This window comes from Noviherbaspirillum pedocola (assembly GCF_016632335.1).
Classification (GTDB): domain Bacteria; phylum Pseudomonadota; class Gammaproteobacteria; order Burkholderiales; family Burkholderiaceae_D; genus Noviherbaspirillum_A; species Noviherbaspirillum_A pedocola.
Window position 1 is genome coordinate 198,958 of the sequence record NZ_JAEPBG010000005.1, and the last position, 26,404, is coordinate 225,361.

At 63.9% G+C, this 26,404-nt stretch carries 26 protein-coding genes; 8 read left to right on the plus strand and 18 right to left on the minus strand.

Going from position 1 to position 26,404, the window contains the following annotated elements; genetic code table 11:
- Window positions 1–202: 202 nt before the first annotated feature.
- Window positions 203–376, minus strand: coding sequence for a hypothetical protein (locus JJB74_RS14035; RefSeq protein WP_200592509.1), 174 nt, complete (start codon window positions 374–376; stop codon window positions 203–205).
- On the opposite strand from JJB74_RS14035, the gene JJB74_RS14040 reads away from it, so the two are divergent.
- Complete coding sequence (locus tag JJB74_RS14040; RefSeq protein ID WP_200592510.1) at window positions 375–1,718, plus strand: hypothetical protein; 1,344 nt, start codon at window positions 375–377, stop codon at window positions 1,716–1,718. The two genes, JJB74_RS14035 and JJB74_RS14040, sit on opposite strands and share 2 nt — an antisense overlap.
- Before the next feature lie 46 nt (window positions 1,719–1,764).
- Here the strand turns inward: JJB74_RS14040 and JJB74_RS14045 are convergent, their stop codons facing one another.
- The 9 genes from JJB74_RS14045 to JJB74_RS14085 form a co-directional block, all read right to left on the minus strand.
- Window positions 1,765–4,218, minus strand: coding sequence for a penicillin acylase family protein (locus tag JJB74_RS14045; RefSeq protein WP_234484174.1), 2,454 nt, complete (start codon window positions 4,216–4,218; stop codon window positions 1,765–1,767).
- Between the two features lie 60 nt (window positions 4,219–4,278).
- Window positions 4,279–5,880, minus strand: coding sequence for an ABC-F family ATPase (locus JJB74_RS14050; protein ID WP_200592511.1), 1,602 nt, complete (start codon window positions 5,878–5,880; stop codon window positions 4,279–4,281).
- Between the two features lie 150 nt (window positions 5,881–6,030).
- On the minus strand, window positions 6,031–6,300 hold the full coding sequence (locus JJB74_RS14055; protein WP_200592512.1) for a type II toxin-antitoxin system RelE family toxin: 270 nt from the start codon (window positions 6,298–6,300) through the stop codon (window positions 6,031–6,033).
- Entirely contained in the window at window positions 6,284–6,508 is a 225-nt protein-coding gene (relB, locus tag JJB74_RS14060) for a type II toxin-antitoxin system RelB family antitoxin (protein WP_200592513.1), read from the minus strand. Before relB ends, JJB74_RS14055 begins: the two co-directional genes overlap by 17 nt.
- Window positions 6,509–6,582: 74 nt before the next feature.
- A complete protein-coding gene (gene ldcA / locus JJB74_RS14065) occupies window positions 6,583–7,497 on the minus strand; it encodes a muramoyltetrapeptide carboxypeptidase (RefSeq protein WP_200592514.1) in 915 nt (304 codons plus the stop codon).
- Entirely contained in the window at window positions 7,497–8,075 is a 579-nt protein-coding gene (gene tadA, locus JJB74_RS14070; RefSeq protein ID WP_200592515.1) for a tRNA adenosine(34) deaminase TadA, read from the minus strand. Before tadA ends, ldcA begins: the two co-directional genes overlap by 1 nt.
- Window positions 8,072–8,521, minus strand: coding sequence for a 6-carboxytetrahydropterin synthase QueD (gene queD, locus JJB74_RS14075; RefSeq protein WP_200592516.1), 450 nt, complete (start codon window positions 8,519–8,521; stop codon window positions 8,072–8,074). Before queD ends, tadA begins: the two co-directional genes overlap by 4 nt.
- 5 nt (window positions 8,522–8,526) lie before the next feature.
- Window positions 8,527–9,162: a 7-carboxy-7-deazaguanine synthase gene (gene queE / locus JJB74_RS14080; RefSeq protein ID WP_200592517.1), complete on the minus strand. Its 636-nt coding sequence runs from the start codon at window positions 9,160–9,162 to the stop codon at window positions 8,527–8,529.
- 16 nt (window positions 9,163–9,178) lie between these two features.
- The gene (locus JJB74_RS14085) at window positions 9,179–9,367 is read right to left on the minus strand and encodes a hypothetical protein (protein ID WP_200592518.1); all 189 of its coding nucleotides are present in this window, start codon (window positions 9,365–9,367) and stop codon (window positions 9,179–9,181) included.
- Here JJB74_RS14085 and JJB74_RS14090 point away from each other — a divergent pair.
- The 4 genes from JJB74_RS14090 to pdeM are packed head-to-tail and all read left to right on the plus strand — an operon-like array spanning window position 9,357 to window position 15,166.
- Window positions 9,357–10,409: a ligase-associated DNA damage response exonuclease gene (locus JJB74_RS14090; protein WP_200592519.1), complete on the plus strand. Its 1,053-nt coding sequence runs from the start codon at window positions 9,357–9,359 to the stop codon at window positions 10,407–10,409. The two genes, JJB74_RS14085 and JJB74_RS14090, sit on opposite strands and share 11 nt — an antisense overlap.
- Window positions 10,402–12,021, plus strand: a complete 1,620-nt coding sequence (locus JJB74_RS14095) for an ATP-dependent DNA ligase (protein ID WP_200592520.1) — start codon at window positions 10,402–10,404, stop codon at window positions 12,019–12,021. Before JJB74_RS14090 ends, JJB74_RS14095 begins: the two co-directional genes overlap by 8 nt.
- Entirely contained in the window at window positions 12,018–14,516 is a 2,499-nt protein-coding gene (locus JJB74_RS14100) for a ligase-associated DNA damage response DEXH box helicase (protein ID WP_200592521.1), read from the plus strand. Before JJB74_RS14095 ends, JJB74_RS14100 begins: the two co-directional genes overlap by 4 nt.
- A 2-nt stretch (window positions 14,517–14,518) precedes the next feature.
- Window positions 14,519–15,166 carry a ligase-associated DNA damage response endonuclease PdeM gene (gene pdeM, locus JJB74_RS14105; protein ID WP_200592522.1) on the plus strand — a complete coding sequence of 216 codons (648 nt, stop codon included), beginning with the start codon at window positions 14,519–14,521 and terminating at the stop codon, window positions 15,164–15,166.
- Window positions 15,167–15,212: 46 nt separating this feature from the next.
- Here the strand turns inward: pdeM and JJB74_RS14110 are convergent, their stop codons facing one another.
- From JJB74_RS14110 to JJB74_RS14125, 4 genes are all read right to left on the minus strand, one after another.
- Entirely contained in the window at window positions 15,213–15,461 is a 249-nt protein-coding gene (locus JJB74_RS14110) for a DUF1488 family protein (RefSeq protein WP_200592523.1), read from the minus strand.
- A gap of 165 nt (window positions 15,462–15,626) precedes the next feature.
- Window positions 15,627–17,837, minus strand: coding sequence for a sensor histidine kinase (locus tag JJB74_RS14115; protein ID WP_200592524.1), 2,211 nt, complete (start codon window positions 17,835–17,837; stop codon window positions 15,627–15,629).
- A 133-nt stretch (window positions 17,838–17,970) separates the two neighbouring features.
- Window positions 17,971–18,555, minus strand: a complete 585-nt coding sequence (locus JJB74_RS14120; RefSeq protein ID WP_200592525.1) for a cytochrome c4 — start codon at window positions 18,553–18,555, stop codon at window positions 17,971–17,973.
- A 74-nt stretch (window positions 18,556–18,629) separates the two neighbouring features.
- Window positions 18,630–20,366, minus strand: coding sequence for a pyrroloquinoline quinone-dependent dehydrogenase (locus JJB74_RS14125; protein ID WP_200592526.1), 1,737 nt, complete (start codon window positions 20,364–20,366; stop codon window positions 18,630–18,632).
- Between the two features lie 217 nt (window positions 20,367–20,583).
- On the opposite strand from JJB74_RS14125, the gene JJB74_RS14130 reads away from it, so the two are divergent.
- A complete protein-coding gene (locus JJB74_RS14130) occupies window positions 20,584–21,252 on the plus strand; it encodes an ankyrin repeat domain-containing protein (RefSeq protein ID WP_200592527.1) in 669 nt (222 codons plus the stop codon).
- A gap of 57 nt (window positions 21,253–21,309) precedes the next feature.
- Here JJB74_RS14130 and guaA read toward each other — a convergent pair whose 3' ends face one another.
- Window positions 21,310–22,938: a glutamine-hydrolyzing GMP synthase gene (gene guaA / locus JJB74_RS14135; protein ID WP_200592528.1), complete on the minus strand. Its 1,629-nt coding sequence runs from the start codon at window positions 22,936–22,938 to the stop codon at window positions 21,310–21,312.
- Window positions 22,939–23,034: 96 nt separating this feature from the next.
- Window positions 23,035–24,495 (minus strand): IMP dehydrogenase, encoded by a 1,461-nt coding sequence (gene guaB, locus JJB74_RS14140; protein WP_200592529.1) that lies wholly within the window; start codon window positions 24,493–24,495, stop codon window positions 23,035–23,037.
- Here guaB and JJB74_RS14145 point away from each other — a divergent pair.
- Window positions 24,494–25,120 (plus strand): DUF4124 domain-containing protein, encoded by a 627-nt coding sequence (locus JJB74_RS14145; RefSeq protein ID WP_234484175.1) that lies wholly within the window; start codon window positions 24,494–24,496, stop codon window positions 25,118–25,120. The two genes, guaB and JJB74_RS14145, sit on opposite strands and share 2 nt — an antisense overlap.
- A 7-nt stretch (window positions 25,121–25,127) precedes the next feature.
- On the opposite strand, the gene JJB74_RS14150 is transcribed toward JJB74_RS14145, so the two are convergent.
- Complete coding sequence (locus JJB74_RS14150; RefSeq protein WP_200592530.1) at window positions 25,128–25,424, minus strand: RnfH family protein; 297 nt, start codon at window positions 25,422–25,424, stop codon at window positions 25,128–25,130.
- Complete coding sequence (locus JJB74_RS14155; protein WP_200592531.1) at window positions 25,414–25,854, minus strand: type II toxin-antitoxin system RatA family toxin; 441 nt, start codon at window positions 25,852–25,854, stop codon at window positions 25,414–25,416. Before JJB74_RS14155 ends, JJB74_RS14150 begins: the two co-directional genes overlap by 11 nt.
- Window positions 25,855–25,920: 66 nt before the next feature.
- On the opposite strand from JJB74_RS14155, the gene smpB reads away from it, so the two are divergent.
- Window positions 25,921–26,370, plus strand: a complete 450-nt coding sequence (smpB, locus tag JJB74_RS14160) for an SsrA-binding protein SmpB (protein ID WP_200592532.1) — start codon at window positions 25,921–25,923, stop codon at window positions 26,368–26,370.
- Window positions 26,371–26,404: the final 34 nt, after the last annotated feature.

Consider the following 26,404-nt stretch of genomic DNA (forward strand, 5'->3'; position numbering starts at 1 on the left):
CGGTAGAGCCTGCACGATCGCCGCCAGCTCATGATGCCCCCGAAGCCGCAGGGCATGGTTTGCAGGGCGCTGCGATGTATTTCTGCGCCGTCTGCCCGCAGAAGGCTCGCGGCCCCTTGCCGACTTCCATTAACGACCTCATGGCAAGCCGTCCGGCAGCGGCGGAATGGCATTGCCACATCCCTCTTGACGGGCATGCCGCTCACGGCATGCCACAACCAGGCGCAACAACCATGAATTCGTCAGAAACGCCTCCTGTATCGTCCTCGTTCAAACAAGTGACTTCAAACGCCGTGTCCACATCGGCATCAGCCTCGCCATCGCCGTATCCACCTCCGACATTGCGATCCGGTCCGACGGCAACGACGGGTTTCATGCCCTCGTCCATGGAAAAGGATGCGCCGGATTCGCCGTATGCAAACCCGCAAGAGAGGCGCGCTGAATATGCCAAGCGCGAAACCGAGCAGAAGTTCTCTTTCATCTTCTGGTCACCCGATGAAAGCTTCAGTGACCCGGATGCCAAGTCAGAGCAGCCGAGGCCAGGCTTGTCCGCAACGGTGGCATCGATGGACAACCCCGAATTTGTCAGCGCCGCCTGCGAAAGCTTGCTCGTGCTGGACAAAGCCCTGGCGCGCCTTGCCGCTTCCGGGCAAACCGACGCGCAGGCTGCGGGCCAGGATAAGGACAAGCGGCAGGCGCTCATTGCAGCCTGTCTGCAGACGATTCAGCAGCACCTGTCGGCACTGCTCGCGCGGAATGACGCTGCGCCAAGCGCTTCGGCGACCGCGACAGCTTGCGTCGGCGCTGCGGGCACAAGCACCGCAATCGGTTCATCAGCCGCATTCTTTACGACGACAGGCAGCCATACGCTCACGCTGCCATCTACGCCCCCTGCTTCGCCAAGGAATGCGACCGCTCGGACGCCCGGTTCATCCGGCCCGGAGCAGATTTTCTTGTCGAAGGTAAGGAGCGAGGTCGCGACCATCATCACCGAGCAGTTCGGTCCATTGCTGAAGGAGTTGAAAGGCATGTTGGATAAGCCGAAACACCGTACCAATTACGGCGAGTCCTCGTGCACAAAGGCGCTCGCTTCCTTTGCGCGCATTTCCGAGCAACTGATGCAGGCTTCGCGTTGTGCCAACGCTGGCGATGGAATCGGATGCCAATCGGCGCTACGGCGAGCCGCAAGTGCGCTTGCGGAATTTCGCGCCCAGCACCTGTCGCGGATCGTCCGACTTTTCCCCGGCGCCGACAGTCCAATCCCTTGCCGAATCGAACGCGCATTCAAGGAAAAGCTGCGCGACTTGGCATCCCGAATCGACGCGCTGGTCGATGATCCTGGCGCAGCCAGCCCCCACACTGGCCGCGAGCGCGCCACCTCCAGTCCGATGTCGCCGCAAAGACCGAAATCCGAGATCGCCGCGCCGCTGGGCTCGCCGCACGAATCGGAACCTACGCTTGCGGCCAAGCGCATTCGTCACTTCTCGGCGAATGCGCGCACGCCGCGCAAGCTCGCACGCGAGGCATCGCGCGGCAAACGCGGCAACGACACTCCAGCAAGCTCAACCCCCGTGCCACAATCGACCGCCGCGACGCGCAACGCAGACAGTGCTTCGGCAGCGGCGCCGTCGCCGGTCGCCAGCGCCGCATCGCCGCGCCAGCATGGCGTCGCGCCGCCAAGCCCGCGAGGCGCGCTGCGGGAAAAGGAGCATGGCTGAAGCATTCGGGCGCGGCGGCCCTGCACGGCAGGCCGCGGCCAGGCGCTCAGGGCGCCAGTGTCAGCGTGCCCAGCCCGCCGCGTTCGACCTCGGCACGCACGGTGCGCATGGGCAGGTATTGCACATCGACCCAGCGCTGACTCAGGTTGCGGTACAGCGGCGAAAACAGGTTGCCTGATTGCCCGGTCGAATGCATGAAGCGCGAATTCTCCAGGTTCGACAGGTCGTATAAAGCGCGCAGGCTCGGAGCATGGTGGTTGACGAAGGGCGCCGCGTCGTCGCGGAAATTGTTGCGACCGACATCGACGGTGTAGGTGTCGCCCGGCGACGGCACGGCGATATCGAAATACTTCGCCAGCGCCGGCACTTTGTCGAACGGCCGATGCTCCGACAGGGCAATATGTGCCTCGCCCCAGCGCCAGGCATGCATGTCGGCGCCATAACGCTTTTGCATATCCGCCAGCGCAGCATCGAGCGATGCCGACAGCACCTCTGCGCAGCGCGGCAGATTGCCTTTCGGCGCCTGGGCGCCGGAACACCACAGATTGCCCGCATCCATGGTCTTCATCGCGTCGACCATCGGCTGGTGCACATTGCGGTGGTCCCAGAAATCCTTCATCAATGCGTCGCCCAGCGGCCGCGCAAACAAGGCGCGTGACAGCTCACGGGTCCAGGCGTTGTAGATCAGAGGCTCGAAACGGTCGGCCGCCATCTCGCCATGCCACTTCGACAGCGCCGCAAGCGCATCGCGCGCGGCATCCGAGCGCGGCTGGGTCTTCAGCAGGAAGGGCAGCAATTGCGTCGCCGCCAGCGACAGCGTGTCCTTCTGGATCGCGGCAAAGCTGTCGAGGTCATGCTGCGGCTTTGCATCAAGCAGGTCGGTGATGCGGGTGGCGCGGTAAGGCAGCGTCCATTCGCTGGTCAGGAAATGCGGATAGGCCGGGCCGACGATCTTCTGGTTGGCAGTCACCACCTGCTGCGACTTCGGATTGAACTCACGCGGCAGTTCATCGAAGGGGATGAAGCCCTGCCAGTCGTAGCGCTCGTCCCAGCCGGGCGCCGGCGCGAGGCCCTTCAGATCATTGTCGGCGCGGCGCACCGGCACCTTGCCGGGCGCGATGAAACCGATGTTGCCGTCCACGTCCGCATACACCATGTTCTGTTCCGGCGCGCCGAAGTCGCGCAGCGCGCCGACGAACTCATCCCAGTTATGGGCGCGGTCCAGCCGCAGCCCGGCCTGGAAGCTCATGTCGTCCGGGCGCAGCGCGGTCCAGGAGAAGGCGATCACGTTGCGGCGCGCGTCGACAGGCGCGCGATCCACCAGCGGCAGCGCGCCGGAAATGATCGGGCCATGGCGCGATTCGCGCACCGTCATCTGCACGTCCGGCTGGCCCTTGACGCGGATGGTTTCATTGCGAGTGTTGAAATTGGCCCAGCCTTCCGGAGTGCGGTAGCGCGCCGGATTGTCTTCGTCGACCGCTTCGATGAACAAGTCCTGCACATCCGGCGCGGTATTGGTAAAGCCCCAGGCGATGCGGTCATTGTGGCCGAGCACCACCAGCGGCAGGCCGGGCAGCGTCGCGCCGATCACGTTCAGGCCCGGCGCCGATAGATGTGCGAAGTACCACAGGGCCGGCGCTGACAGGCCGAGATGCGGATCGTTGGCCAGGAGTGGCTTACCGGTCTTGCTGCGCGCGCCGCCAACGACCCAGTTATTCGATCCCATGCCTTCCACCAGCGACGGCGGCGCGATGCGCGAGACCTTTTCCAGTTGCTCGGTGGCGCCTGCCATTGAGCGATACAGCTCGGTGAGGTCGCGCGTCTTCAATGGCGCATCGCCCGGATACGGCGGCAGGAAGGCTTCGATGTGCTGCATGTCCATGCGCTGCGCCAGGCGCATGCGCAGCAATTCCTGAGTCCAGTTTGCCGACAGGTCCCAGGCCATCATCGTTTGCCAGGCGATTGAATCGGCCGGTTCCCAGCGCGCCGGCGCCGGCGCGCCCGTCAGCAGGAATTCCGGCGGCAGCGGGCCGCTGCGCTGCTCCAGGTAGCGGTTCACGCCATCGGCATAGGCTTCCAGCGCCGCGCGCGAATCCGGCGCAAGATGGCGCACGATCGCCGCGGCGTTGCGGCGCACGCCCAGCGTGCGCAGGAAACGGTCGGTGTCGAGCGCCTTCGGGCCCAGCACTTCGGACAGCGTGCCGGCCGCGATGCGCCGGTTCATTTCCATCTGCCACAGCCGGTCCTGCGCATGGACCACGCCCAGCGCAAAGTAAGCGTCATGCGCCGACTTCGCATAGATATGCGGCACGCCCTCGGCATCGCGCACGACATCGACCGGCTGCTCGAGGCCGGGTAATTGCATGCGGCCCGAGAGCTGCGGCTGCGTTGCGCCGCGATACCAGAAGAAAACGCCGACGAGCAGCAGCACGACGGCGAGAAGCAGGGAAAGGATGAATTTGAATAGCGGCTTCATTGATGCGGTAGTGGCCGTGGACATGAAACCGCCCCGGCATGCCGTTTCGAAATGGCATTACCGGGGCGTGCGAAAGGAGCGATATTACTCGATGCCCTGGCTGGAGAGATAGTCCTCGTAAGAGCCCTGGAAGTCGATGACTTCGCCATCCTTCACTTCGAGGATGCGCGTGGCCAGCGAAGACACGAACTCGCGGTCATGCGAAACGAAGATCAGCGTGCCCGCATACTTCTGCAAGGCGATGTTGAGCGCCTCGATCGATTCCATGTCCATGTGGTTGGTCGGCTCGTCCATCAGCAGCACATTGTGCCGGCCCAGCATCAGCTTGCCGTACATCATGCGACCCTTCTCGCCGCCGGACAGCACCCGCACCGGCTTCTTCACATCGTCGCCGGAGAACAGCAGCCGGCCGAGTATGGAGCGCACCGCCTGGTCGTCGTCGCCTTCACCGGTGCACAGCTCCATCCATTCGGTAAGGGTGCGGTCGGTGTCGAACTGCTCGTTCAAGTCCTGCGCCATGTAGCCGACATTGGCATTCTCGGCCCACTTCACGTTGCCGCGATCCGCAGCCACGCCGCACACTTCCTCGCCGCCTATGCAGCGCAGCAGAGTCGTCTTACCCGCGCCGTTGGCGCCGATGATGGCGATCTTCTCGCCGGCTTCGACATTGACGCTGAAGTCCTTGAACAGCTGGCGGTCATAGGCCTTCGAGATGCCCTGCACTTCCACCGCGAGGCGATGCAGCTTCTTCTCGCCTTCGAAACGGATGAACGGATAGGCGCGGCTGGACGGCTTGATGTCCTCGACCTTGATCTTCTCGATCTGCTTGGCGCGCGACGTCGCCTGGCGCGCCTTCGACTTGTTGGCTGAGAAGCGGCGCACGAAGTCCTGCAGCTCGGCGACCTTTTCCTTGGCCTTGGTATTGGCGGCCAACTGCTGCGCGCGCGCCTGCGACGACGCCAGCATGTAGTCGTCGTAATTGCCCGGATAGATCTTCAGCGTGCCGTAATCCATGTCGGCCATGTGGGTGCAGACCTGGTTCAGGAAGTGACGATCGTGCGAGATGATGATCATCGTCGAGTTGCGCTGGTTCAGCACATCCTCGAGCCAGCGGATGGTGTTGATGTCGAGGTTGTTGGTCGGCTCATCGAGCAGCAGGATGTCCGGATTCGAGAACAGCGCCTGCGCCAGCAGCACGCGCAACTTCCAGCCCGGCGCGACATTGCTCATTGGTCCCTGGTGCTGCTCGATCGGCACGCCTACGCCGAGCAGCAGTTCGCCGGCGCGCGCTTCGGCGGTGTAGCCGTCGTACTCGGCGAACTTCGCCTCCAGGTCGGCGGCGCGCATGTAATCGTCATCCGTGGCTTCCGCATTGGCGTAGATGGCGTCGCGCTCGGCCATCGCGGCCCACATCTCGGTGTGGCCCATCATGACCACGTCGAGCACGCGCATGTCCTCGAACGCGAACTGGTCCTGGCGCAGCTTGCCCAGGCGCTCGTTGGCGTCGAGCATCACATTGCCGGAGCTGGGCTCGAGGTCGCCGCCGAGGATCTTCATGAAGGTCGACTTGCCACAACCGTTCGCGCCGATCAGGCCATAACGGTTGCCTTCGCCGAATTTGACGGAAACGTTTTCAAACAGCGGCTTGGGGCCGAACTGCATGGTGATATTCGCAGTGGACAGCACGGGAAAATCCTAATGGGGGAGATTGAAAGGAAGGCGCGGATTTTATCACGCGCGGGGGTGGGGTTCTGCCAACGGATGAGGGCGCAGCCCCGCGACAAGACGTTACGGATGTGCTTTGACGGACAGGGACTGGCCCCATCTGCACAACGATTAGCGATAGACATCGCGCCGGTTGCCGGCGCTGAGCACTGTAATCAGGATTTGGCTGTCACGAATTTCGCAGATCAAGCGCCAGTCGCCGACCCGATACTTCCAGAATTCACCGAGCTCGCTGCCCCTGAGCGCCTGTCCGATGCTGCGCGGGTCCTCCAGGGGAGCGATACGTTCGCGCAGGAAACCGATGATGCGTTTTGCCACCTGACGGTCAAGCCTGGCAAGCTGCTTTTCCGCAGTGGCCGAAATCTCAATCCGCCAGGCCAAGCCGCGACTCCACGTCGTCCAGTGTCGAGCTTGTTTCTTCTCCGCTGCGTATCCTCAAAGCGATCTGCTCGGCTTGATACAGGTCTTCCAGGTCTGCAAGGTGCGCCATGATCGCTTCTCTGGCATGGAATTCCTTGCTCTGCCCGGTACGCTGCGCAACCTCATCCAGCCGCGCTTCAACGTCTTTGGGCAGTTGTATGGCTAGCATGACGAGCCTCCACGGAAAACGATATCGGGAAAGGGGCCAAGTATAACGCGTGAAATATGGTTACCGCATTCACATTACAGATGCGGATATTCCCGCATCGTCAGGCTCCACCCTTCGCCATCCGACACGAGTCGAGCATGCGCGCCCACCGCAAGCGTGACCTTGTCGCGCACATGCCCGAACGGCAGACCGGTCAGCACCGGGATTGGCAGTTCGGCGCGCAGCCAGGACAGCATCGCGTCGAAGTCATAGCCGTTGTCATAGTCGGAAAGCCGATAGGCCGAGAAGTCGCCCAGCAGCAGCGCGCGCTGCCGCTTGAGCACGCCAGCGTGATGCAATTGCAGCAGCATGCGCTCGACGCGGTACGGATGCTCGTTCACATCCTCGACGAACAGGATGCCGCCGTCGATGTGTGGCAGATACGGTGTGCCGGCCAGGTGCGTAAGCATCGCCAGGTTGCCGCCCCACAGCGTGCCGCTCGCGTCGATGGCGGGATTGCCCGGCGCGGCTCCGCGCACAACGCATTCCGGCGCGCCGATGCAGCCGAAGAAATGATCGAGCGTGTAGTCGCTCAAGTCCTCACGCGTGAAGTCATCGCAGACCATCGGTCCGGCAAAGCTGGCCGCACCGGTCGTCGCCAGCAGACCCATCTGCAGCGCGGTGAAATCGCTGTGGCCGACAAAGAGCTTGCCGCTGTGCGCAAGCAGCGTGTAATCGATGCGCGACAGCAGCCGCGACATGCCATAGCCGCCGCGCAGCGCCAGCACGATGGACACATCCGGATTGCGCGCGGCCGCATGCAGCATCGCCAGGCGCTGTGCATCGCTCGCGCCGAAGCGCTGGTGTTTGCGCGCCGGGTCGTAATACGCATGCACCGCAAAGCCGCGCGACTCCAGTACAGAGAGTGCCCGGCGGTACGCGACTTCGTCGGGCGCGTAGCCGCCAAGCGCCACGATGGCAATGCCGGGGCTGATTGTGGATGACTGCATCAGGACTCCATCGGTGGAACGCGGGGATCGGGCTCGATGAGCGTGTTCGCAGAGGCTTCGGTCTCGGCCACGACGGCCTGCCGCTTGCCGCGCGCTGCAAGTCGCCGCGCGGCAAAGAATTCCTTCAGCAAGATGCCGCATTCCTCGGCCATGACGCCGCCGGCCACGGCCGTATGGTGATTGAGCTTTTCCTGCGCGAACAGATCCAGCACCGAGCCGCAGGCACCGGTCTTCGGATCGGCAGCGCCATACACCACGCGCGCAATGCGCGCATGCATCATCGCGCCGGCGCACATTGCGCAGGGCTCCAGCGTCACGTACAGCTCGCAGCCCGGCAGGCGGTAATTGCCAAGCGCGCGCGCGGCATTGCGCAGCGCAACGATCTCGGCATGCAGCGTCGGGTCATGCGCGCCGATCGGATGGTTATAGCCGGTGGCGATGATCTGCCCATCCTTGACCACGACCGCGCCCACCGGCACTTCACCGAGCGCTTCGGCATTGCGCGCCTGCGCGATGGCCTGCGCCATGTGCTGCGCGTCGATAGCTTGCAAGTCGATGTCGCGGTCCGCTGCGCTCATGCCTCGGCCGTGATCTCGGCCCAGCAATTAGGCGTTTCGTGCAGTACTAGGCGTGCGAGTTTCAATCCAGTGCCGTAACGGTCATGGAAGGCAGCCTTCAGGATGTCGAACGCGGTCTGCGCAAGATTTTCCACGGTGGGGATGCGATCGATCACCACGGTCTTGTGCCCGGGCAGCGATTGCAGGAATTCGCGCACCGCATGGTCCTTCTCATAAACCAGAAAGGCATGGTCCCAGACATCGACCAGGTGCTCTTTGGCCAGCGTCTTTACATCGGAAAAGTCCATGATCATGCCGTTGTCGGAACTGCCTTCGACATCGATGACCGCGCCGGTCAAGGTGATTTCCACGGTGTAGCGGTGACCATGCAGGTTACGGCACTGGCTCTTGTGATCGGGGATGCGGTGGCCGGCGTCGAACTCCAGCTTGCGGGTGATGGTCAGCATAGTGGTTACGGTATCTGCAGCAGTTTGTGGGTTTGCAGGCTCAGCCGCCATTTCGGATTGGCCTTGCAGGTTTCGATCGCGAGCCGGGTGTTGGCTTCGGCCTGCGGGCCATCCATCGCCTGCAGGAAGAAATGCCGGAAGTCCAGGCCTTCATAGTCGGACAGGCGCTGGCCCAGCTGCGGTATCACCAGCTTGAGCTCGCTGCCCTTTTTCACCTTCAGCTCGGAGCCGAACTTCGGGCTCACGCAGATCCAGTCCACGCCATCGGGCACGGGAATGGTGCCATTGGTTTCGATGGCAATCTCAAAGCCGCGCGCATGCATCGCATCGATCAGCGCAGCATCGAGCTGCAGCAGCGGCTCGCCGCCGGTGAAGACCACATACTTGCTCGGCGCATGGCTCGCCGGCCACAGGCTATCGATTACATCGGCGAGCTGCGCGGCTTCGGCAAACTTGCCGCCGCGTTCGCCATCGGTGCCGACGAAATCGGTGTCGCAGAACTGGCAGACCGCCGAGGCGCGGTCGCTTTCGCGGCCGGACCACAGGTTGCAGCCCGAGAAGCGGCAGAACACCGCCGGCCGGCCGGCCTGCGCGCCCTCGCCCTGCAGGGTGTAGAAAATTTCCTTGACGCTGTAAGTCAAAACGGGGATTCCGGAATCAGATGGGAGAAGGATCGCGGCGCTTGGCTCGCAAAGGGCCATTATTTTCGCATTTTTTGGTTTCCGGCGTCGCTTTCACGCGCTGCCCGCGGATACCGATCCGATCAAAGCGCGAGGCGTTGCCTTTGCGGCTACCATCCTCATCTGCAATATTCAATCCACAGCGAGGACAGACGATGCCGGACATGGTGGTGGCGAGAAGGGAAGGCCTGTATTGCGTGCCAGGCGATTTTTATATCGACCCGTGGCGGCCGGTGGAACGCGCCGTCATCACCCATGCCCATGCCGACCATGCCCGCGTCGGCCATGGCCACTACCTCGCCAGCAGCGCCGGCGAGAATGTGCTGCGCGCACGCCTTGGCGAGATCCGCCTCGATACACTCGACTATGGCGAACGCATCATCCACAACGGCGTCACCATCTCGCTGCATCCCGCTGGCCATGTGCTCGGCTCGGCCCAAGTGCGGCTGGAATGCGGCGGCGAAGTCTGGGTCGCTTCCGGCGATTACAAGGTCGAACCGGATGCCACCTGCACGCCCTTCGAGCCGGTGCGCTGCCATACCTTCATCACCGAATCTACCTTCGGCCTGCCCATCTACCGCTGGCAGCCGCAGGAAGAGATTTATGCCGAGATCAATGACTGGTGGCGCGCCAACGCCGAGGAAGGCCGCGCCAGCGTGCTGTTCGGCTATTCCTTCGGCAAGGCGCAGCGCATGCTGTCCGGGCTCGATCCGTCGATCGGTCCGATCTTCTGCCATGGCGCGGTCGAGCCGCTCAATCGCGCCTATCGCGCCAGCGGCGTAGCGCTGCCGGAAACGCTGCTGGTATCCGAGGCCGGCAAGGGCAAGAGCGTTTTCTCCGACGCGATCGTGCTGGCGCCGCCTTCGGCCGCCGGCAGCACCTGGATGCGCCGCTTCGGCGATTACAGCGACGCCTTCGCGAGTGGCTGGATGCAGCTGCGCGGCGCGAGAAGGCGGCGCGCGGTCGACCGTGGTTTCATCCTGTCTGACCATGCGGACTGGCCCGGCCTGATGTCGGCCATCGCTGCCACCGGCGCGGAACGCGTCATTGTCACCCATGGCCAGGTCGGCGTGCTGGTGCGCTGGCTGCGGCAGAACGGCCTGGAAGCCGGCTCCTTCAACACCGAATACGGCGACGACGATGAAGCCGTGACGGCCGCGCCGGAACAAACAGCCGAAGGCGCGCCGGAGGATGCGAAGCATGCGTGAATTCGCCCGCCTCTACACCGAGCTCGATTCCACCACCGCTACCAACCGCAAGCTCGCCGCGCTCGAAGCCTATTTCGGCGCGGCGCCGCCGGCCGATGCGGCCTGGGCGGTGTACTTTCTCGCCGGCGGCAAGCCGCGCCAGGCGGTGCCGAACCGGCTGTTGCGGCAGTTCGCGATCGAGCGCGCGGCGCTGGATGAATGGCTGTTCGACGAATGCCATGATGCCGTCGGCGACTTCGCCGAAACCGTCGCCCACATCCTGCCGCCGCCGCTGCGCGAATCGGACATCGGGCTGGCGACCTGGATGGACGAACGCATCCTGCCGCTGCGCGGCGCGGAGCCTGAAGCGGTACGCGCGGCGCTGTTCACCTGGTGGGAGGAAACCGCGTGGCGCGAGCGCTTCCTGCTGATGAAGCTCATCGGCGGCGGCTTTCGCGTCGGCGTGTCGCGCCTGCTGGTGACCCGGGCGCTGGGCGCGGTGGCCGGCATCGATGCCAAGCACATCGCGCAGCGCCTCATGGGCTGGACCGATGGCCGCAAGCGCCCGAGCGCCGAGCGCTACCTGGCCTTGATCGCAACCGACGTGGACGCCGATGTCGCGGAGCGCGGCGGACAGCCTTATCCATTTTTTCTTGCGCATCCGCTGCAAGCCGCGCCGGACACGCTCGGCGACATCGGCAACTGGCTCGCCGAATGGAAGTACGACGGCATCCGCGCGCAGCTGGTGCGGCGCCACGGGCAAACCTGGCTGTGGTCGCGCGGCGAAGACTTGATCACCGACCGTTTCCCGGAAATTTCCGGCATCGCGCTGCCCGAAGGCACCGTGGTCGATGGCGAAGTGCTGATCTGGCGCGACGGCCGCCCGGCGCCGTTTTCCGAGCTGCAGAAACGCATCGGCCGCAAGACGCTGTCGGCGAAATTGCTGGCGGAACTTCCCGCCTCGCTGGTGGCTTACGACCTGCTGGAGCAGGATGGCGTGGACCTGCGCCAGCTGCCGCAGCGCGAGCGCCGCGCGCGACTGGAAACGCTGACTGCGGCGACAAGCGCGCCGCAGCTGGTGCTGTCGCCGCTGATCGAAGCGCCCGACTGGGAAAGCCTGGAGACGATACGCGCCGAATCGCGCAGCCGCGCGGTCGAAGGCATGATGCTCAAGGGCGCCGAGGCCCAATACGGCGTGGGCCGCACCCGCGATGTCGGCACCTGGTGGAAGTGGAAAATCGACCCGTTCAGCGTGGATGCGGTGCTGATCTATGCGCAGGCCGGCCATGGTCGCCGCGCTTCCCTTTATACCGACTACACCTTCGCCGTCTGGGACGAAGGCCCGGATGGCGAGCGCCGCCTGGTGCCTTTCGCCAAGGCTTATTCGGGCCTGACCGATGCCGAGATCGCGCGCGTGGATGCGATCATTCGCCGCACTACGGTCGAGAAATTCGGCCCGGTGCGCAGCGTGCGGCCGACGATGGTGTTCGAGATCGGTTTCGAAGGCATTGCCGCCAGCAGCCGGCACAAGGCTGGCATCGCGGTGCGCTTCCCGCGCATGCTGCGCATCCGCGATGACAAGCCCATCGAGGAAGCAGACACCCTGGACACACTGAAAGGCATGCTCGCATGAGCGCGGTGCAAGAGGCTCCGGAGTCGCGTGTCGACGCCTGGTTCGATGCACGCGGCATGGCGCCCTTCCCGTTCCAGCGTGAAGTCTGGCAAGCCTTTGCCGACGGCAAATCGGGTCTGCTGCATGCGCCGACCGGCGCCGGCAAGACTTATGCGCTGTGGCTGGGCGCGCTGCTGCGCGGCATGCGCGGCCAGTCCGCGCCCGGTGCCGGGCTGCGGGTGCTGTGGATCACACCGATGCGCGCGCTGGCCGCCGACACCCTGCGCGCGCTGCAGGCGCCGGCGCGCGATCTGCTGCCGGCATGGAACGGCGCGCTGCGCAGCGGCGACACCGGCTCGGCCGAACGCGCGCGCCAGAGCAAGTCGCTGCCGCAGTTCCTGGTCACGACGCCGGAAAGCCTGTCGCTGCTGTTGTCGATGGCCGACGCGGCCGAGCGCTTCGCCCGGCTGGACGCGGTCATCGTCGATGAATGGCATGAACTGCTGGGTAGCAAGCGCGGCGTGCAGACCCAGCTGGCGCTGGCGCGCCTGTTGACCTGGCGGCCGCAGTTGCTGGTGTGGGGCTTGTCGGCGACGATCGGCAATCTGCAGCAGGCGCAGGCGTGGCTGCCCGGCGCGGCCGATGGCGTGCTGATCGAAAGCCGCTCGGAGCGGCGCATCGCCATCGACACCCTGATTCCCGATGAGCCGGGCCGCTTTCCCTGGTCCGGCCAGCTCGGCCTGCGCATGCTGCCGCAGGTGGCCGCCGAGATCGATGCCAGCCGCTCCACCCTGGTATTCACCAACACCCGTGCGCAATCCGAGCTGTGGTACCAGGCGCTGCTGGAAGCGCGGCCGGACTGGGCCGGGCTCATCGCGCTGCATCACGGCTCGCTGGACCGCTCGGTGCGTGACTGGGTCGAAGCCGGCATCGGTGATGGTTCGCTCAAGGCAGTGGTCTGCACCTCGAGCCTGGACCTGGGCGTGGATTTCGCGCCGGTCGAGCGGGTGCTGCAGATCGGCAGCGCCAAGGGCGTAGCGCGGCTGTTGCAACGCGCCGGACGCAGTGGCCATGCCCCCGGGCGCAGCTCACGGGTCACGCTGGTGCCGACCAACAGCCTGGAACTGCTCGAAGCCGCGGCGGCGCGCGAGGCGGTGGCGGAGCGCGCGATCGAGCCGCGGCTGCCGCCGAACAAGCCGCTCGATGTGCTGGTGCAGCACCTGGCTACGGCGGCGCTCGGTGGCGGCTTCCTGCCGGATGCCATGTTTGAGGAAGTGCGGCGCGCGCCGGCCTATCGCGACCTGTCCCGGATCGAATGGCAGTGGGCGCTGGATTTCCTCAACCGCGGCGGCGCCAGCCTGACCGCCTACCCGGAATACCGCCGCGTGGCGCCGGATGAGCACGGTGTGTGGCGCATGAGCGATGCCACGCTGGCGCGGCGGCACCGGATGAATATCGGCACCATCGTCTCGGAAGCCGGCGTACGGGTGCAGTTCCTGCAAGGCGGCGCGATCGGTACGGTTGACGAATCCTTTGTCGCGCGGCTGTCTCCCGGCGACCGTTTCCTGTTCGGCGGACGCCTGCTGGAATTCGTGCGGCTGCATGACATGACGGCCTGGGTGCGGCGTGCGCAGAATGGCCGCGGCGCGGCGCCGCGCTGGCAAGGCATACGCACGCCGCTGTCGCCGCAGCTCGGCGCGGCCATGCTGGAGCAGCTTGCCGAGTTCGCCGCAGGTCGCGCCGATGCTGCCGACGCGCCCGAGCTCGCGGCGATCGCGCCGCTGTTGCGGCTGCAGCAGCGCTGGTCGGCGTTGCCGCAGCCGGGGGAGCTGGTGGTCGAAACCCTGAAGAGCCGCGACGGCTGGCACTTGTTCCTGTATCCGTTCGCCGGTCGCTCGGTGCATCTTGGCCTCGCGTCGCTTCTGGCCTGGCGCATTGCGCGGCAGCGGCCGGCGACGTTTTCCATCGCGGTAAACGATTACGGCATCGAACTCGTCTCGCCAGACGACATCGACTACGCCGCGCTACTGGGTGATCCCGTTGCGGGCACGGCCGGCGTCGCCGCGCTGCTGTCACCGGCCGACCTGGAAATCGACCTGGCGGCGAGCCTGAATGCCGGCGAACTGGCGCAACGGCGCTTTCGCGAAGTCGCCCGCATCGCCGGGCTATTGTTCACTGGCTATCCAGGGCAGAAGAAAAGCAACCGCCAGCTGCAGGCGTCGTCAAGCCTGTTCTTCGAAGTGTTCAAGAAGCACGACCCGGGCAACCTGCTGCTGGCGCAGGCGCGGCGCGAGGTGCTGGAGCAGGAACTGGATCTGCCGCGCCTGGCGGCCACGCTTGCGGCGCTGCAGGATTGGCGGCTGCGGCTGTGCAGTCCGGCACGGGTCACGCCTTTCGGCTTTGCGTTGATGGTCGAGCGTTACCGCGAACGCCTCTCCACCGAGAAACTTGCCGATCGCATTGCGCGCATGCTGCGCGGACTCGAAGGCGCGGCAGCGAAAACCCGCGGAGCCTGAACATGCATACCCTGGCCGTGGACGTCGCTGGAGAAACCTTGTTGCTGGCGCCGCGCGCGCTGTTCTGGCCGCGTCAGTCGCTCCTGGTCGTGGCCGATGTGCATTTCGGCAAAGCGGCCACTTTTCGCGCCCACGGCATCCCGGTGCCACGCGGCACGACAATGGAAAACCTGGATGCCATGGATCGCCTGATTACGCATCATGGGCCGCGCGAATTGCTGTTTCTCGGGGACTTTCTGCATCACCGCACTGGCCGCGCGCGGGAGACCCTGGACGATCTGGCCAAGTGGCGCGCGTCGCACGCCGAGCTTGCGCTGACGCTGGTACGCGGCAATCACGACCGTCATGCCGGCGATCCGCCCACCGAACTGAACATTGCGGTCGTGGACGAACCGCATCGCATTGGTCCGTTCGCCTTCGCTCACCATCCGGAACCTCAAGCCGACGCCTACGTGTTCGCCGGGCATGTGCACCCGGTTTACCGGCTTGCTGCGGGCGGCGACGCACTGCGCCTGCCATGCTTTCTTTTCGGTGCACGGGTCGGGCTGCTGCCCTCCTTCGGCGCTTTCACCGGCGGACATCCGGTACGGCCGAAACCGGGTGACCGGCTGTTCGTTACCGCCGAGGATGCGGTATTTGCAGTGGAATAAAAGACGGGCGGCTGTTGCCGCCGCCCGACAGAAGTACAAAGCGCGCTTAATTGAAATCGTCGACGCCAACGGTGATCGGTCGCGGGCAGCCCTGCAGGAACTTGCGGCGAGCCACTTCATCGATCAGCTTGCGGTGTTTGCGGTAGGCGGCGCGCGGCGTTGCACCGACCGATTGATCCATGAAACGCTTGCGCAGCGCCTCATCGGACAGCAGCACGACGAATTCGTCGGCATTGATCTTGATGGAAATCCATAAACCCGGGTTGCGGGCATTCACAGTTTGGGCATTGGCCATGATTCAGCCCCCTGTCGTAGGCGGCGTCAGCGGTGATCAGGACGATGCATTCTTGACGCCTGACAAGTATCCGGAACTCAGGCGCGTGCGGATATCGGTGAAATTGGAAATTTTATGTAGTGGATCCCCTACACGAGGAAGAAGCGGTTTCCGATATACCAGACTTCAGGTTTCTGTTAATTCCCGCGAGGCAGGAGCCGGCATCGCCAGGCGAATCAGGGTGCCGCCTTCCGGGCGTGCGCAAAACGCCAGCGTGCCGTCGAGATAACGCGCCCTTTCCTCCATGCCACGCAAGCCCCACGACGGACCGGCATCTTCGGCCTCGGCGCCGAAACCCACGCCATCGTCCTCCACTTCGAGCACAAGCTGTCGCCCCGCCTGCCACGCGCGGATTTCCACCGAGGTAGCCTGTGCATGGCGGGCAATATTGGTCAGTGCTTCCTGCACGATGCGAAACAGCATCGCGCCATCGTCGCCATCCACCGATGGCAACTCGGGGTCGAGGACGCAACGACAGGGAATGCCGGTCTGCGCCTCAACCTGGCTGGCCTGCCATGCGATCGCCTCCCATACGCCGAGCTGGTCGAGTACGCTTGGGCGCAAATCCGAAATCACGCGACGCACCGTGTCCAGCGCGGTATCGGCCAGGCTGGCGGCCTCGGACAGCAGCGCCTCGGCCGGCTTGCCGCGGGTCTTGTCGGCGGCGACCGAGACATAGGCCTTGATGCCGGTCAGCAAGCCGCCAAGCTCGTCATGGATTTCGCGCGCAATGCGCTTGCGCTCGCTCTCCTTGATGCGCTCCTGGTGCGATGCCAGGTCCCGCAGCGAGGCCTGCGATTGCCGGAGCTCGGTTTCGACCCGTTTGAAGTCGCTGATATCGAGCACAGTACCGGCAAGCATAGGCGTCTGCCCGGCGGTTTCCGGCAGGATTTCGCCGTGGACCTGGAGATGACGCTCCGAACCGTCTGCGCGCAGGATGCGGCATTCGATGCCCGCACTCGCAATGCCCGCGACCAGACAGGACAAGGCCTGGCGCCAGGCGATGAGCGTGGCCTGCGGCAATTGCCCCAGCGCCGGAACGGCGCTCGCGTCGTACTGCAGACCGAAAATGCGGAAACACTCTTCCGACCAGTACTGCACGCCGCTGTCGATATCAAGCTCCCAGCTGCCGACATGGGCGATGCGTTGTGCATTGGTCAGGCTCTGTTGCGTGCGGCGCAGCGTTGCCTCGATACGCTCGCGCACATCGATGTCGGCGGATAGCCGGCTGTTCGCAGCGTGCAGCGCCGCCGTGCGTTCGCGCACGAGGCTCTGTATGCGCACGGTGCGGGTGCCGAGCAGGCGCAGATAGCCGGTGGCCAACAGACTCAGCAGTGTGCCGAATACGGCCACCAGCAGCGAACCGGACTCCAGGCCGATGGCCGAAGGCGCGTCCTGCGTAGCCTGGACCGTCCACGGCACACCGGCCAGTTCGAAGCTCTGCACAAAGCGCAGCGTAGCGGGCCCGGGCAGCCATGCCAGCCAGTCAGGCTTGCCTGCCGACGGAAAATTTTCAGCGTCCCGGTACACCAGGTTCTGCGGCGTGCCGCTCGCGCCGACATGCACAGCAAGGTGCAGCCCCGGCGCTGGCAGCAGCTGCGCGTCGCTGAGGATGCGCTCCACCAGCATTTCCGCCGGCATGCCGACGCTGGTATAGCCGATCAGCGCGGCGCGGCGCTCTGGCGTCGTAGTCGTTGGCGCACCAGCCCGGAACACCGGCTTGACGATCACCAAGCGCAAGGGCTGCGATTGGTCGCTGGCATGGCGGAACAGTCCGGTGGAAGCAGCAAGTCCGGTATCCCGCGCGCGCTCGAGCGTGCGTGCGATTGCCGGCTCGGATGTCGCATTAAAACCAAGCAGCGGATCCCAGTCGTGCTGCGGCGCCATGATCTCGGCGACCAGGTATTCGGGACGCGGCGGCGCCGGGCGGATCTTGCCGTCAATGAATTCGCTGATTACAAAGCGCGGCAGACGGCGCCGGATATCCCGCTCGTAGGCAACGCGCTGCGCGCCGGGAACGATGCGCAGGAAGGAAATGGCATTGATGAAGGGATGGCGCTGCAACACCGGATCGGTAAAGCCAACGAATTGCTCGCGGCTCACCGGGTGAAAGGTCACGACGACGCGGTTCACCATGTCGAGCGCTTCCATCACGTCATCGAGACCTTGACGTATCGTCTGCACGCGAAAGCCGGCGCGGCGCTCGAACAGCAGCTGCTCATTCGCCCGTTCCTGGCTGCGGGTCCAGAGATAAAGCGTCGCGGTGGCGCTCAGTCCGAGCAGCAGCGCCAGCAGACCAGGCAGTACCGGGGAAATCGGGAGGCGACGTATATCCATGCAAATCCGGAAAAGTTGCCGGGCGCAAAGCAGCAAGGCCTGCTACGAATAGCGCACATATTTTCGGCAACCGGACTTTAGCGCAATTTGCGCCCGGATGCCGCCACGAGGCATGACATCCGGAAACGCATTTTCAGCGCAGGCTGGTGATGTACTGCGCCAGGTTATCGATGTCGGCGTCGGTCAGATTCGCACTGACGCTGGTCATGTTGCCGGCATCATTGGTGCGGTTCTTCGCGCGGAAGTCCTTCAATTGCTTGACCACGTAGTCATACTTCTGCCCGGCCACGCTCGGAATTTCGTTCTGCCCGGCAAAGCCGGCAAGATGGCACATCGCGCACAGCACTTCGTCGGCCTTGGCCTTGCCGAGCCTGACCTTGGCATCATCGACCTTGAAATCGCTCGGCTTGGGTTTCTGCGCGGCGAAATAATTGCCGAGGTCGATCATGTCCTGCCGGCTCAGGTTCGCCGCCATCGGGCTCATCACCGGGTCCTTGCGCCGACCTTCCTTGAAGTCCTTGAGCTGCATGTAGATGTAGCGCCAGTTCTGGCCTGCGAGGTTCGGGAAGTTCGGCGCGGTCGAATTGCCGTCGGCGCCATGGCAGGCGGCGCAAGCCTCAGCCTTCTGCTTGCCGGCCGAAACATCCTGTCCTGCGTCTTGCGCTGTTGCTGTGAACGACGCTGCCAGCAGCGCCATGCCCAATAGATACCGCTTCATGTGTACGTCTCCCGGATACCGCCGGGCTGCCCGACATCGGACAGCCCGGCGCTTGGCTGCTTATGCTTAGGATTTCACTTTGCGTCGGACTTCGGCAGCGCAAAGACCACGAGGGAATTGCCGCGCTTGAAGTCGAGCTGCGTATTGCCGCCGCAGCCCATGGCCACATACTGGCGACCGGCCACGGTATAGGACACCGGCATCGCATTCGCGCCGGCGCCGCAGTTGTACTGCCACAGCGATTTGCCGTTCCTGGTATCGAGCGCGCGGATTTCGCCGTTGCCTTCGCCGTAGAACAGCAGGTTGCCGCCGGTAGCCATGGCGCCGCCGATCAGCGGTTCCGGGGTATCGTGCTTCCACACCATCTTGCCGGTATCCCAGTTCACCGCCGCAACACGGCCCCACTGCTTTTCACTGGCGATGGTCTTGAACGCGCCGCCCAGCCACAGCTTGCCGCCCGGGTATTGCGCCGCTTCGTACTGGTAAGTCATCGGCTGGTGCAGGTTCAGCGCAAAAGCCACATGCGTCTTCGGGTTCACCGCCATCGGCGACCATTCGACGCCGCCGTTCGCGCCGGGCAGCATGCGCGCGCCCTGCGGGGTTGGCAGGGTCCACATGTTTTCCTGCGGGATCATCGCTTCGGAGTAGCGGATCAGGCTGCCATCGCGACGGTCGTGCACATACACATGGCCGGTCTTGCCGCCATGGATGATGCCGGGGATGGTCTTGCCGCTCTTGTCCTTCACATCGACCAGGATCGGCGGGCTGACCGCATCCAGATCCCACACATCATGCGCGATGTACTGGTAGTGCCACTTGTACTTGCCGCTGTCGAGGTCGACTGCGACCAGCGAGTCGGTGTACAGGTTGTCGCCCGGGCGCTCTACGCCGTACAGGTCGGGAGACGGATTGCCGACCACGAAATAGATGGTGCGGGTGTTCAGGTCCACCGCGGGATTCATCCAGACACCGCCGCCCAGGGTCTGATAGAAGTCGGGGTTCCTGGCGAACTGTTCCTTCTCGGCCTTGATGTCCCGATGCATGTCACGACCTGTCGCATCCTTCTCGGCCCAGACGCCTTCATGTCCCTTTTCGGGGATCGTGTAGAAGGTCCACAATTCCTTGCCGTTGGCCGCGTCGAATGCCTTGACGAAGCCGCGGATGCCGTATTCGCCGCCATTGGTGCCGATCAATACCTTGCCGTCGATGACGGTCGGCGACATGGTTTCGCTGTAGCCCTTCTCGGGATCGGCGATCTCGGTTTCCCACAGCAGCTTGCCGGTCTTGGCATCCAGCGCCACGAGCTTGGCGTCCAGCGTGCCCATGAACAGCTTGCCGCCCTCGATGGCCACGCCGCGGTTGTTCGGTCCGCAGCAGAAGGTGGTGATCGGCCCCATCTTGTGCTTGTAATGCCAGAACTCCTTGCCGGTGGCGGCGTCGAGCGCATACACATGGTTGTAGGCGGTGGTCATGAACATCACGCCATCGACGACGATCGGCGCGGTTTCCATCGATTCGCGCACTTCGGTCTGGAAGGTGAATTCCGGACGCAGTTTGGAAACATTGCCGGTGTTGATCTGACTGCCCGGATAGAAGCGCGTCTGCGCATAGCCGCCATTGGTGTGCAGCCAGTCCTTGGACTGGCCGTCGGCGCCGTTGAGCGCCTTCTGGTTGACGCTGATTTCCTTGCCGACGATGCCGACGTTGTCCGCCTTGTCCTGGTTTTGAATTTCATCCGCGCTGTAGGCGCTGCCGGCATAGCAAGCGGCAATAGCGGCCGCCAGTATAAGACTGCGATGATGCCTGTCCATGTCTCGACTCCTCTTCCTGTGGGTGGGCCAACATTCTTTTTTTCGATCTGCATGACTGAGCCCATGCAAATACTTAATTAGTATAATTTTCAGTACGGATACTCAGCAATCATTGATACTTAATTTTTTGTTCCACACATAACGATTGGCATTGTTTACTCGCATTGCGCAATGCCTGGCCCGATAACTGCTCTATTTCTTTCCCGGAGACACCTTCATGATGAAAGCGACGATTAGCAAAGCCATGCTTGTCGCCCTGTTGCAGCTTCCCGCCATCCCCGCCGCCCTTGCGCAGCAAGGCGCCGGACTGATCAACACCAACGGACAATTCGTGCTTGCGGCCAAGGCCGGCCAGACCCAGCGCGCCGCGGCGCTGCTGGCCGAAGGCGCGGCCGTCAATTCACGCGACCGTCTCGGCGACTCGCCACTGAACATGGCGGCGGCCAAGGGCAATGAAGCGCTGGTGGATCTGCTGCTGCAGCATGGCGCGGACGTGAACCTGGCCAATATCGCCGGCGTCACTCCACTGATGGGCGCGGCTTTCAACGGCAAGCCGGCCATCGTCGCCAAGCTCCTGGCCGCGGGCGCGCGCATTGATCCGGTCGACCGGGTGAAGAAGAGCGCGGCGGTCTACGCCGCCGGCAGCGGTTGCACCGAATGCCTGCGCCTGATGATGGAGCATGGCGTGCAGCTGAATGCGCGCGGCGCCAATGATCTGACGCTGCTGATGTGGGCCGCCGGCTACGGCAGGGAAGATACGGTGCGCTTCCTGCTGGACCGGGGCGCGGATGCGCGCCTGCAGGATAATCGCGGCAAGACCGCCGCCGACATGGCGCGCGACGGCAATTTTCTGAAGCTCGCCAGCTTGCTGGGTCAACGCAGCTAGCGATGAAAAAAGGGCCGGCGATAAGGCCGGCCCTTTTTGGCATGGTTCAGGGAAGGATCATTCCCACTCGATCGTCGCCGGCGGCTTGCCCGAGATGTCGTACACGACGCGGTTGATGCCGCGCACTTCATTGATGATCCGGTTCGACACTCGGCCCAGCAGATCATGCGGCAGATGCGCCCAGTGCGCCGTCATGAAGTCCTGGGTCTGCACCGCGCGCAGCGCCACCACGTATTCATAAGTGCGGCCGTCGCCCATGACGCCGACCGATTTCACCGGTAGGAACACCGCGAAAGCCTGGCTGGTGGCGTCGTACCAGTTCTTGTGAAAGTAGCCGACCTCGCGGCCTTCAGCCAGCTCCGCCGGCAGCGGGATGGCCGTGTTGCGCAGTTCCTCGATGAAGATCGCGTCGGCGCGGCGCAGCAGGTCCGCGTATTCGCGCTTGACCTCGCCAAGGATGCGCACGCCCAGCCCCGGACCCGGGAACGGATGACGGTAGACCATGTCATGCGGCAGGCCGAGCGCCACACCGAGTTCGCGCACTTCATCCTTGAACAGTTCGCGCAGCGGCTCCAGCAGCTTCAGGTTCAGGGTTTCCGGCAGGCCGCCGACGTTGTGATGACTCTTGATCGTGTGCGCGCCCTTCTTGCCCTTGCCGGCGCTTTCGATCACGTCCGGATAGATCGTGCCCTGTGCCAGCCAACGCGCATTCGTCAGCCGGCCGGCTTCACGCTGGAACACTTCGACGAATTCAGCGCCGATGATCTTGCGCTTGGCTTCCGGATCGGTCACGCCGGCAAGCTTGCCCATGAACTGTTCGCTGGCGTCGACCTGGATCACCTTCACGCCGAGGTTCTTGGCGAACATGTCCATCACCATCTTGCCTTCGTTCAGGCGCAAGAGGCCATGGTCGACAAACACGCAGGTGAGCTGGTCGCCGATGGCGCGATGGATCAGCGCCGCCGCGACGCTGGAATCGACGCCGCCGGACAGGCCGAGAATGACTTCCTCCTTGCCGACCTGCGCGCGGATGGCTTCGACCGCCTCGGCGATGTAGTCCGGCATGTTCCAGTCCGATTTGCAGCCGCAGATCTCGTGCACGAAGCGGGTGAGGATCGCCTTGCCCTGCAGCGTGTGCGTGACTTCCGGGTGAAATTGCAGCGCGTAGAAACGACGATCCTCGTCGGCCATGCCGGCGATCGGGCAATTGTCGGTGGACGCCATCAGCTTGAAGCCGGGCGGCATGTCCAGGACCTTGTCGCCATGGCTCATCCACACCTTCAGCATGCCGTGGCCTTCGCTGGTGACGAAGTCGTTGATGCCGTTCAGCAGCGCGGTATGGCCGCGGGCGCGCAGCTCGGCGTAGCCGAATTCACGCACTGCGCCATTCTCGACGCGTCCGCCCAGCTGCGCCGCCATGGTCTGCATGCCGTAACAGATGCCCAGCACCGGCACGCCGAGCTCGAATACCGCTGCCGGAGCGCGCGGCGTGTCGCCTTCGGTCACCGAGGCCGGACCGCCGGACAGGATGATGCCGGCCGCGCCGTAGCCGCGCAGGAATTCATCGCTGACGTCGTAAGGGAAAACCTCGGAAAACACACCCGCTTCGCGCACGCGGCGCGCGATCAGCTGGGTGACCTGGGATCCGAAATCCAGGATCAGTATCTTGGAATGGTTGGCATGCATGGTTGGGTGCCGTGGAAATGGTGGGATTGGTGGGATGGAAGAAATGAGAAAGGCCGCCAGGCGATGCTTGGCGGCCAGTCATGCGTACGCCTGCGATCACTCGGCCCGGTAGTTCGGCGCCTCCTTGGTGATCTGCACGTCATGCACATGCGATTCGCGCATGCCGGCCGAGGTGATTTCAACGAACTCGGCCTTTTGGCGCAGCTCGTCGATCGTGGCGCAACCGCAGTAACCCATCGAGGAACGCACGCCGCCGACCAGTTGATACAGGATCGCGATCACGCTGCCCTTATAAGGCACCCGTCCTTCGATGCCTTCGGGCACGAACTTGTCGGCGTTGTTGGCCGCGTCCTGGAAATAGCGGTCGGCCGAACCCTCGGACATCGCGCCCAGGCTGCCCATGCCGCGATAGGACTTGTAGCTGCGGCCCTGGAACAGGATCACTTCGCCCGGCGCTTCCTCGGTGCCGGCGAACATGCTGCCCATCATCACGCTCGAGGCGCCGGCGGCCAGCGCCTTGGAAATGTCGCCGGAGAAGCGAATGCCGCCGTCGGCGATGCAGGGCACGCCGGTGCCTTCCAGCGCCGCGGCCACGTTGGAGATTGCGGTGATCTGCGGCACGCCGACGCCGGCGACGATGCGGGTGGTGCAGATCGAGCCGGGGCCGATGCCGACCTTCACGCCGTCGGCGCCATGATCCACCAGCGCCTTGGCCGCGGCCGCGGTGGCGATGTTGCCGCCGATGACTTCGACCTGCGGATAACGGTCCTTGACCCAGCGCACCCGGTCCAGCACGCCCTTCGAATGGCCGTGGGCGGTGTCGACCACGATCACGTCGACGCCGGCCTGCACCAGCAGATCGATGCGCTCCTCATTGTCGGCGCCTACGCCGACGGCCGCGCCTACGCGCAGCTTGCCATGCTCATCCTTGGAAGCCAGCGGATGCTCGGTCGCCTTCTGGATATCTTTCACCGTGATCAGGCCGCGCAGCTCGAAGGCCTCGTTGACCACGATCACCCGCTCCAGGCGGTGCTTGTTCATCAGCCGCTTGGCTTCGGACAGGTCCGCGCCCTCGCGCACATAGACCAGCTTTTCGCGCGGCGTCATCTTCGCGCGCACTTCCGCTTCCAGGTCTTCTTCGAAGCGCAGATCGCGGTTGGTGATGATGCCGATGACTTCGCGCCCCTGCACCACCGGAAAGCCCGAGATGCCATGCTGCTGCGACAGCGCAATTACGTCGCGGATCTTCATCGTCGGCGGAATCGTGATCGGATCGCGCACCACGCCGGATTCGAAACGCTTGACCTTGGCGACTTCGCGCGCCTGCTCTTTCGCGGTCAGGTTCTTGTGCACGATGCCGATGCCGCCTTCCTGCGCCATCGCAATCGCCAGCCGCGCTTCGGTGACGGTATCCATCGCGGCCGAAAGCAGCGGGATCGACAGCGAGATGTTGCGGGTCAAGCGAGTGTTCAGGGAAGTGTCCCGGGGCAGGATGTCCGAGAAGGCGGGAACGAGGAGCACATCATCGAACGTGAGTGCTTTTTGCAGTAGACGCATGGGGATTCCTGTAGGCGCAAAAGCGAATTATACAGAAATCGTCATGGGCGACGTTGCGTCGAAGTTCCCGTCACACCGCTTGCAGTTGACATCTATAGGCAGCCATGGGGAAACTGTTGCCCTTCGTCACTATGTAGAGCCCGCCATGTGCCCGTCCCTCGTTCGCCTTGCCCTTGCCATGCTGCTTTCCAGCGCGTGCTGCGCCGCCTTCGCCCAATACGTGTGGATGGACGCGAACGGCGTGAAGCAGTATTCCGACATGCCGCCGCCATCCTCTGTGCCCGCTTCCCGCATTCTGAAGACGCCTGGCGCCGCGGCCGCCCAGCCAGCGGCGCCGGCGCCGGATGCCTCCCCTTCAGCGACACCCAGCGTCGCCGAACGCGAAGCGGAGTTTCAGAAACGCCGCGCCGCCGAAGAGGAAAAGCGCCGCGCCGAGGAGCAGCAGGCAAAACTGGAAACGACGAAAAAATCGGTGTGCGAAGCCGCCCGCGCGCAGAAGCGGGCGCTGGACTCCGGCGAAAGACTGTGGCGCATCGACGCAAACGGCGAACGACGTTACCTTGAGGATGCCGATCGCGCCGCCCAGCTTCGTGACATACAGCGCACGCTCGAAGCCTGCAACTGAGGTCGCATCACGCGCCGGCGCGCTTCTTCTCCACGCGTCGCCGACGCGCTTCCTTGGGATCGGCCAGCAACGGCCGGTAGATTTCCACCCGGTCACCTTCACGCAGCACTGTCGACGCTTCGCGCAGCTTGCCGAAAATGCCGAGCTTGCACGCGTCAAGCGCAAGCTGCGGATACTGCGCCGGCAGGCCGCTGGCATGGATGGCCTCGATCAGCGTGGTCCCGGCGGCAAGAGTGAGTTCGCGCAACTGGGGATCGCCCGGCAAGGGATAACAGACCATCACATGCACGGTGTCATTTCCCATCGCCGTAAACCACGTCCGCGCGCTTGCAGAAGGAATCGACGAAGCTGTTGGCGATCATGGAAAACACCGGGCCAATGATCTGCTCCAGGATGCGACTGGAGAATTCGTACTGCAGATCGAATTCGATCTTGCAGGCATCCGCGCGCAGCGGTTTGAATTTCCAGGTGCCGGAGAACTGCTTGAACGGACCGTCGACGAAGCGCATCGTCATCAGCGTCGGCGGCGTGTTCTGATTTTCCGTGGTGAAGCTTTGCTTGACGCCGTGGTAGTTGATCTTCAGCGTGGCGACCAGGATATCGCCCTCGCGCTTCTTCACTTCCACGCCGCCGCACCAGGGCAGGAACTTGGGATAGTCCTCGACCCCGTCGACCAATGCGTACATCTGCTCCGCGCTATAGGCGACCAATACCGACTTGTGAACGACTGCCATTGACAGAAAACCGTTTGATAGAATGCGAAACTTGAAATTCTACCCGACCGGCCCAAGTTCGAACTGATGAGCATCGTAGACAATAAAAAAGCCTTTCACGATTACTTCATCGAAGAACGCTTCGAAGCGGGCATCGTGCTGGAAGGCTGGGAAGTCAAATCCATCCGCGCAGGCCGCATCAATCTGAAGGAAGCCTACGTCATCGTGCGCAAGGCCGAAATCTTCCTGTTTGGCGCGCACATCAGCCCACTCGCCACCGCATCCACGCATATCAATCCGGATCCGGTGCGCACCCGCAAGCTGCTGATGCACGACCATGAAATCAGCAAGCTGATCGGCAAGGTCGAACGCGCCGGCTACACGCTGGTGCCGCTGAATTTGCACTACGCCAAGGGCCGCATCAAGTGCGAGGTTGGACTGGCCAAGGGCAAGAAAATGCACGACAAGCGCGACACCGAACGCCAGCGCGATGTGCAGCGCGAGATCCAGTCGGCGATGAAGCAGAACCGACGCTGAAGGCGTGGCGCCGGCTCGTTCAAAGATTCATTGT

Coding starts and splice junctions, on each gene's coding strand:
- JJB74_RS14115 (WP_200592524.1), bottom strand. CDS start 17,837: ATGGATATACGTCGCCTCCCGATTTCCCCGGTACTGCCTGGTCTGCTG.
- smpB (WP_200592532.1), top strand. CDS start 25,921: ATGAGCATCGTAGACAATAAAAAAGCCTTTCACGATTACTTCATCGAA.
- ldcA (WP_200592514.1), bottom strand. CDS start 7,497: ATGCAGTCATCCACAATCAGCCCCGGCATTGCCATCGTGGCGCTTGGC.
- JJB74_RS14130 (WP_200592527.1), top strand. CDS start 20,584: ATGATGAAAGCGACGATTAGCAAAGCCATGCTTGTCGCCCTGTTGCAG.
- JJB74_RS14125 (WP_200592526.1), bottom strand. CDS start 20,366: ATGGACAGGCATCATCGCAGTCTTATACTGGCGGCCGCTATTGCCGCT.
- JJB74_RS14155 (WP_200592531.1), bottom strand. CDS start 25,854: ATGGCAGTCGTTCACAAGTCGGTATTGGTCGCCTATAGCGCGGAGCAG.
- JJB74_RS14095 (WP_200592520.1), top strand. CDS start 10,402: ATGCGTGAATTCGCCCGCCTCTACACCGAGCTCGATTCCACCACCGCT.
- JJB74_RS14150 (WP_200592530.1), bottom strand. CDS start 25,424: ATGGGAAATGACACCGTGCATGTGATGGTCTGTTATCCCTTGCCGGGC.
- relB (WP_200592513.1), bottom strand. CDS start 6,508: ATGCTAGCCATACAACTGCCCAAAGACGTTGAAGCGCGGCTGGATGAG.
- JJB74_RS14110 (WP_200592523.1), bottom strand. CDS start 15,461: ATGGCCAATGCCCAAACTGTGAATGCCCGCAACCCGGGTTTATGGATT.
- JJB74_RS14120 (WP_200592525.1), bottom strand. CDS start 18,555: ATGAAGCGGTATCTATTGGGCATGGCGCTGCTGGCAGCGTCGTTCACA.
- queD (WP_200592516.1), bottom strand. CDS start 8,521: ATGCTGACCATCACCCGCAAGCTGGAGTTCGACGCCGGCCACCGCATC.
- JJB74_RS14090 (WP_200592519.1), top strand. CDS start 9,357: ATGCCGGACATGGTGGTGGCGAGAAGGGAAGGCCTGTATTGCGTGCCA.
- JJB74_RS14045 (WP_234484174.1), bottom strand. CDS start 4,218: ATGTCCACGGCCACTACCGCATCAATGAAGCCGCTATTCAAATTCATC.
- JJB74_RS14145 (WP_234484175.1), top strand. CDS start 24,494: ATGGGGATTCCTGTAGGCGCAAAAGCGAATTATACAGAAATCGTCATG.
- JJB74_RS14085 (WP_200592518.1), bottom strand. CDS start 9,367: ATGTCCGGCATCGTCTGTCCTCGCTGTGGATTGAATATTGCAGATGAG.
- guaB (WP_200592529.1), bottom strand. CDS start 24,495: ATGCGTCTACTGCAAAAAGCACTCACGTTCGATGATGTGCTCCTCGTT.
- tadA (WP_200592515.1), bottom strand. CDS start 8,075: ATGAGCGCAGCGGACCGCGACATCGACTTGCAAGCTATCGACGCGCAG.
- guaA (WP_200592528.1), bottom strand. CDS start 22,938: ATGCATGCCAACCATTCCAAGATACTGATCCTGGATTTCGGATCCCAG.
- JJB74_RS14035 (WP_200592509.1), bottom strand. CDS start 376: ATGAAACCCGTCGTTGCCGTCGGACCGGATCGCAATGTCGGAGGTGGA.
- JJB74_RS14040 (WP_200592510.1), top strand. CDS start 375: ATGCCCTCGTCCATGGAAAAGGATGCGCCGGATTCGCCGTATGCAAAC.
- pdeM (WP_200592522.1), top strand. CDS start 14,519: ATGCATACCCTGGCCGTGGACGTCGCTGGAGAAACCTTGTTGCTGGCG.
- JJB74_RS14100 (WP_200592521.1), top strand. CDS start 12,018: ATGAGCGCGGTGCAAGAGGCTCCGGAGTCGCGTGTCGACGCCTGGTTC.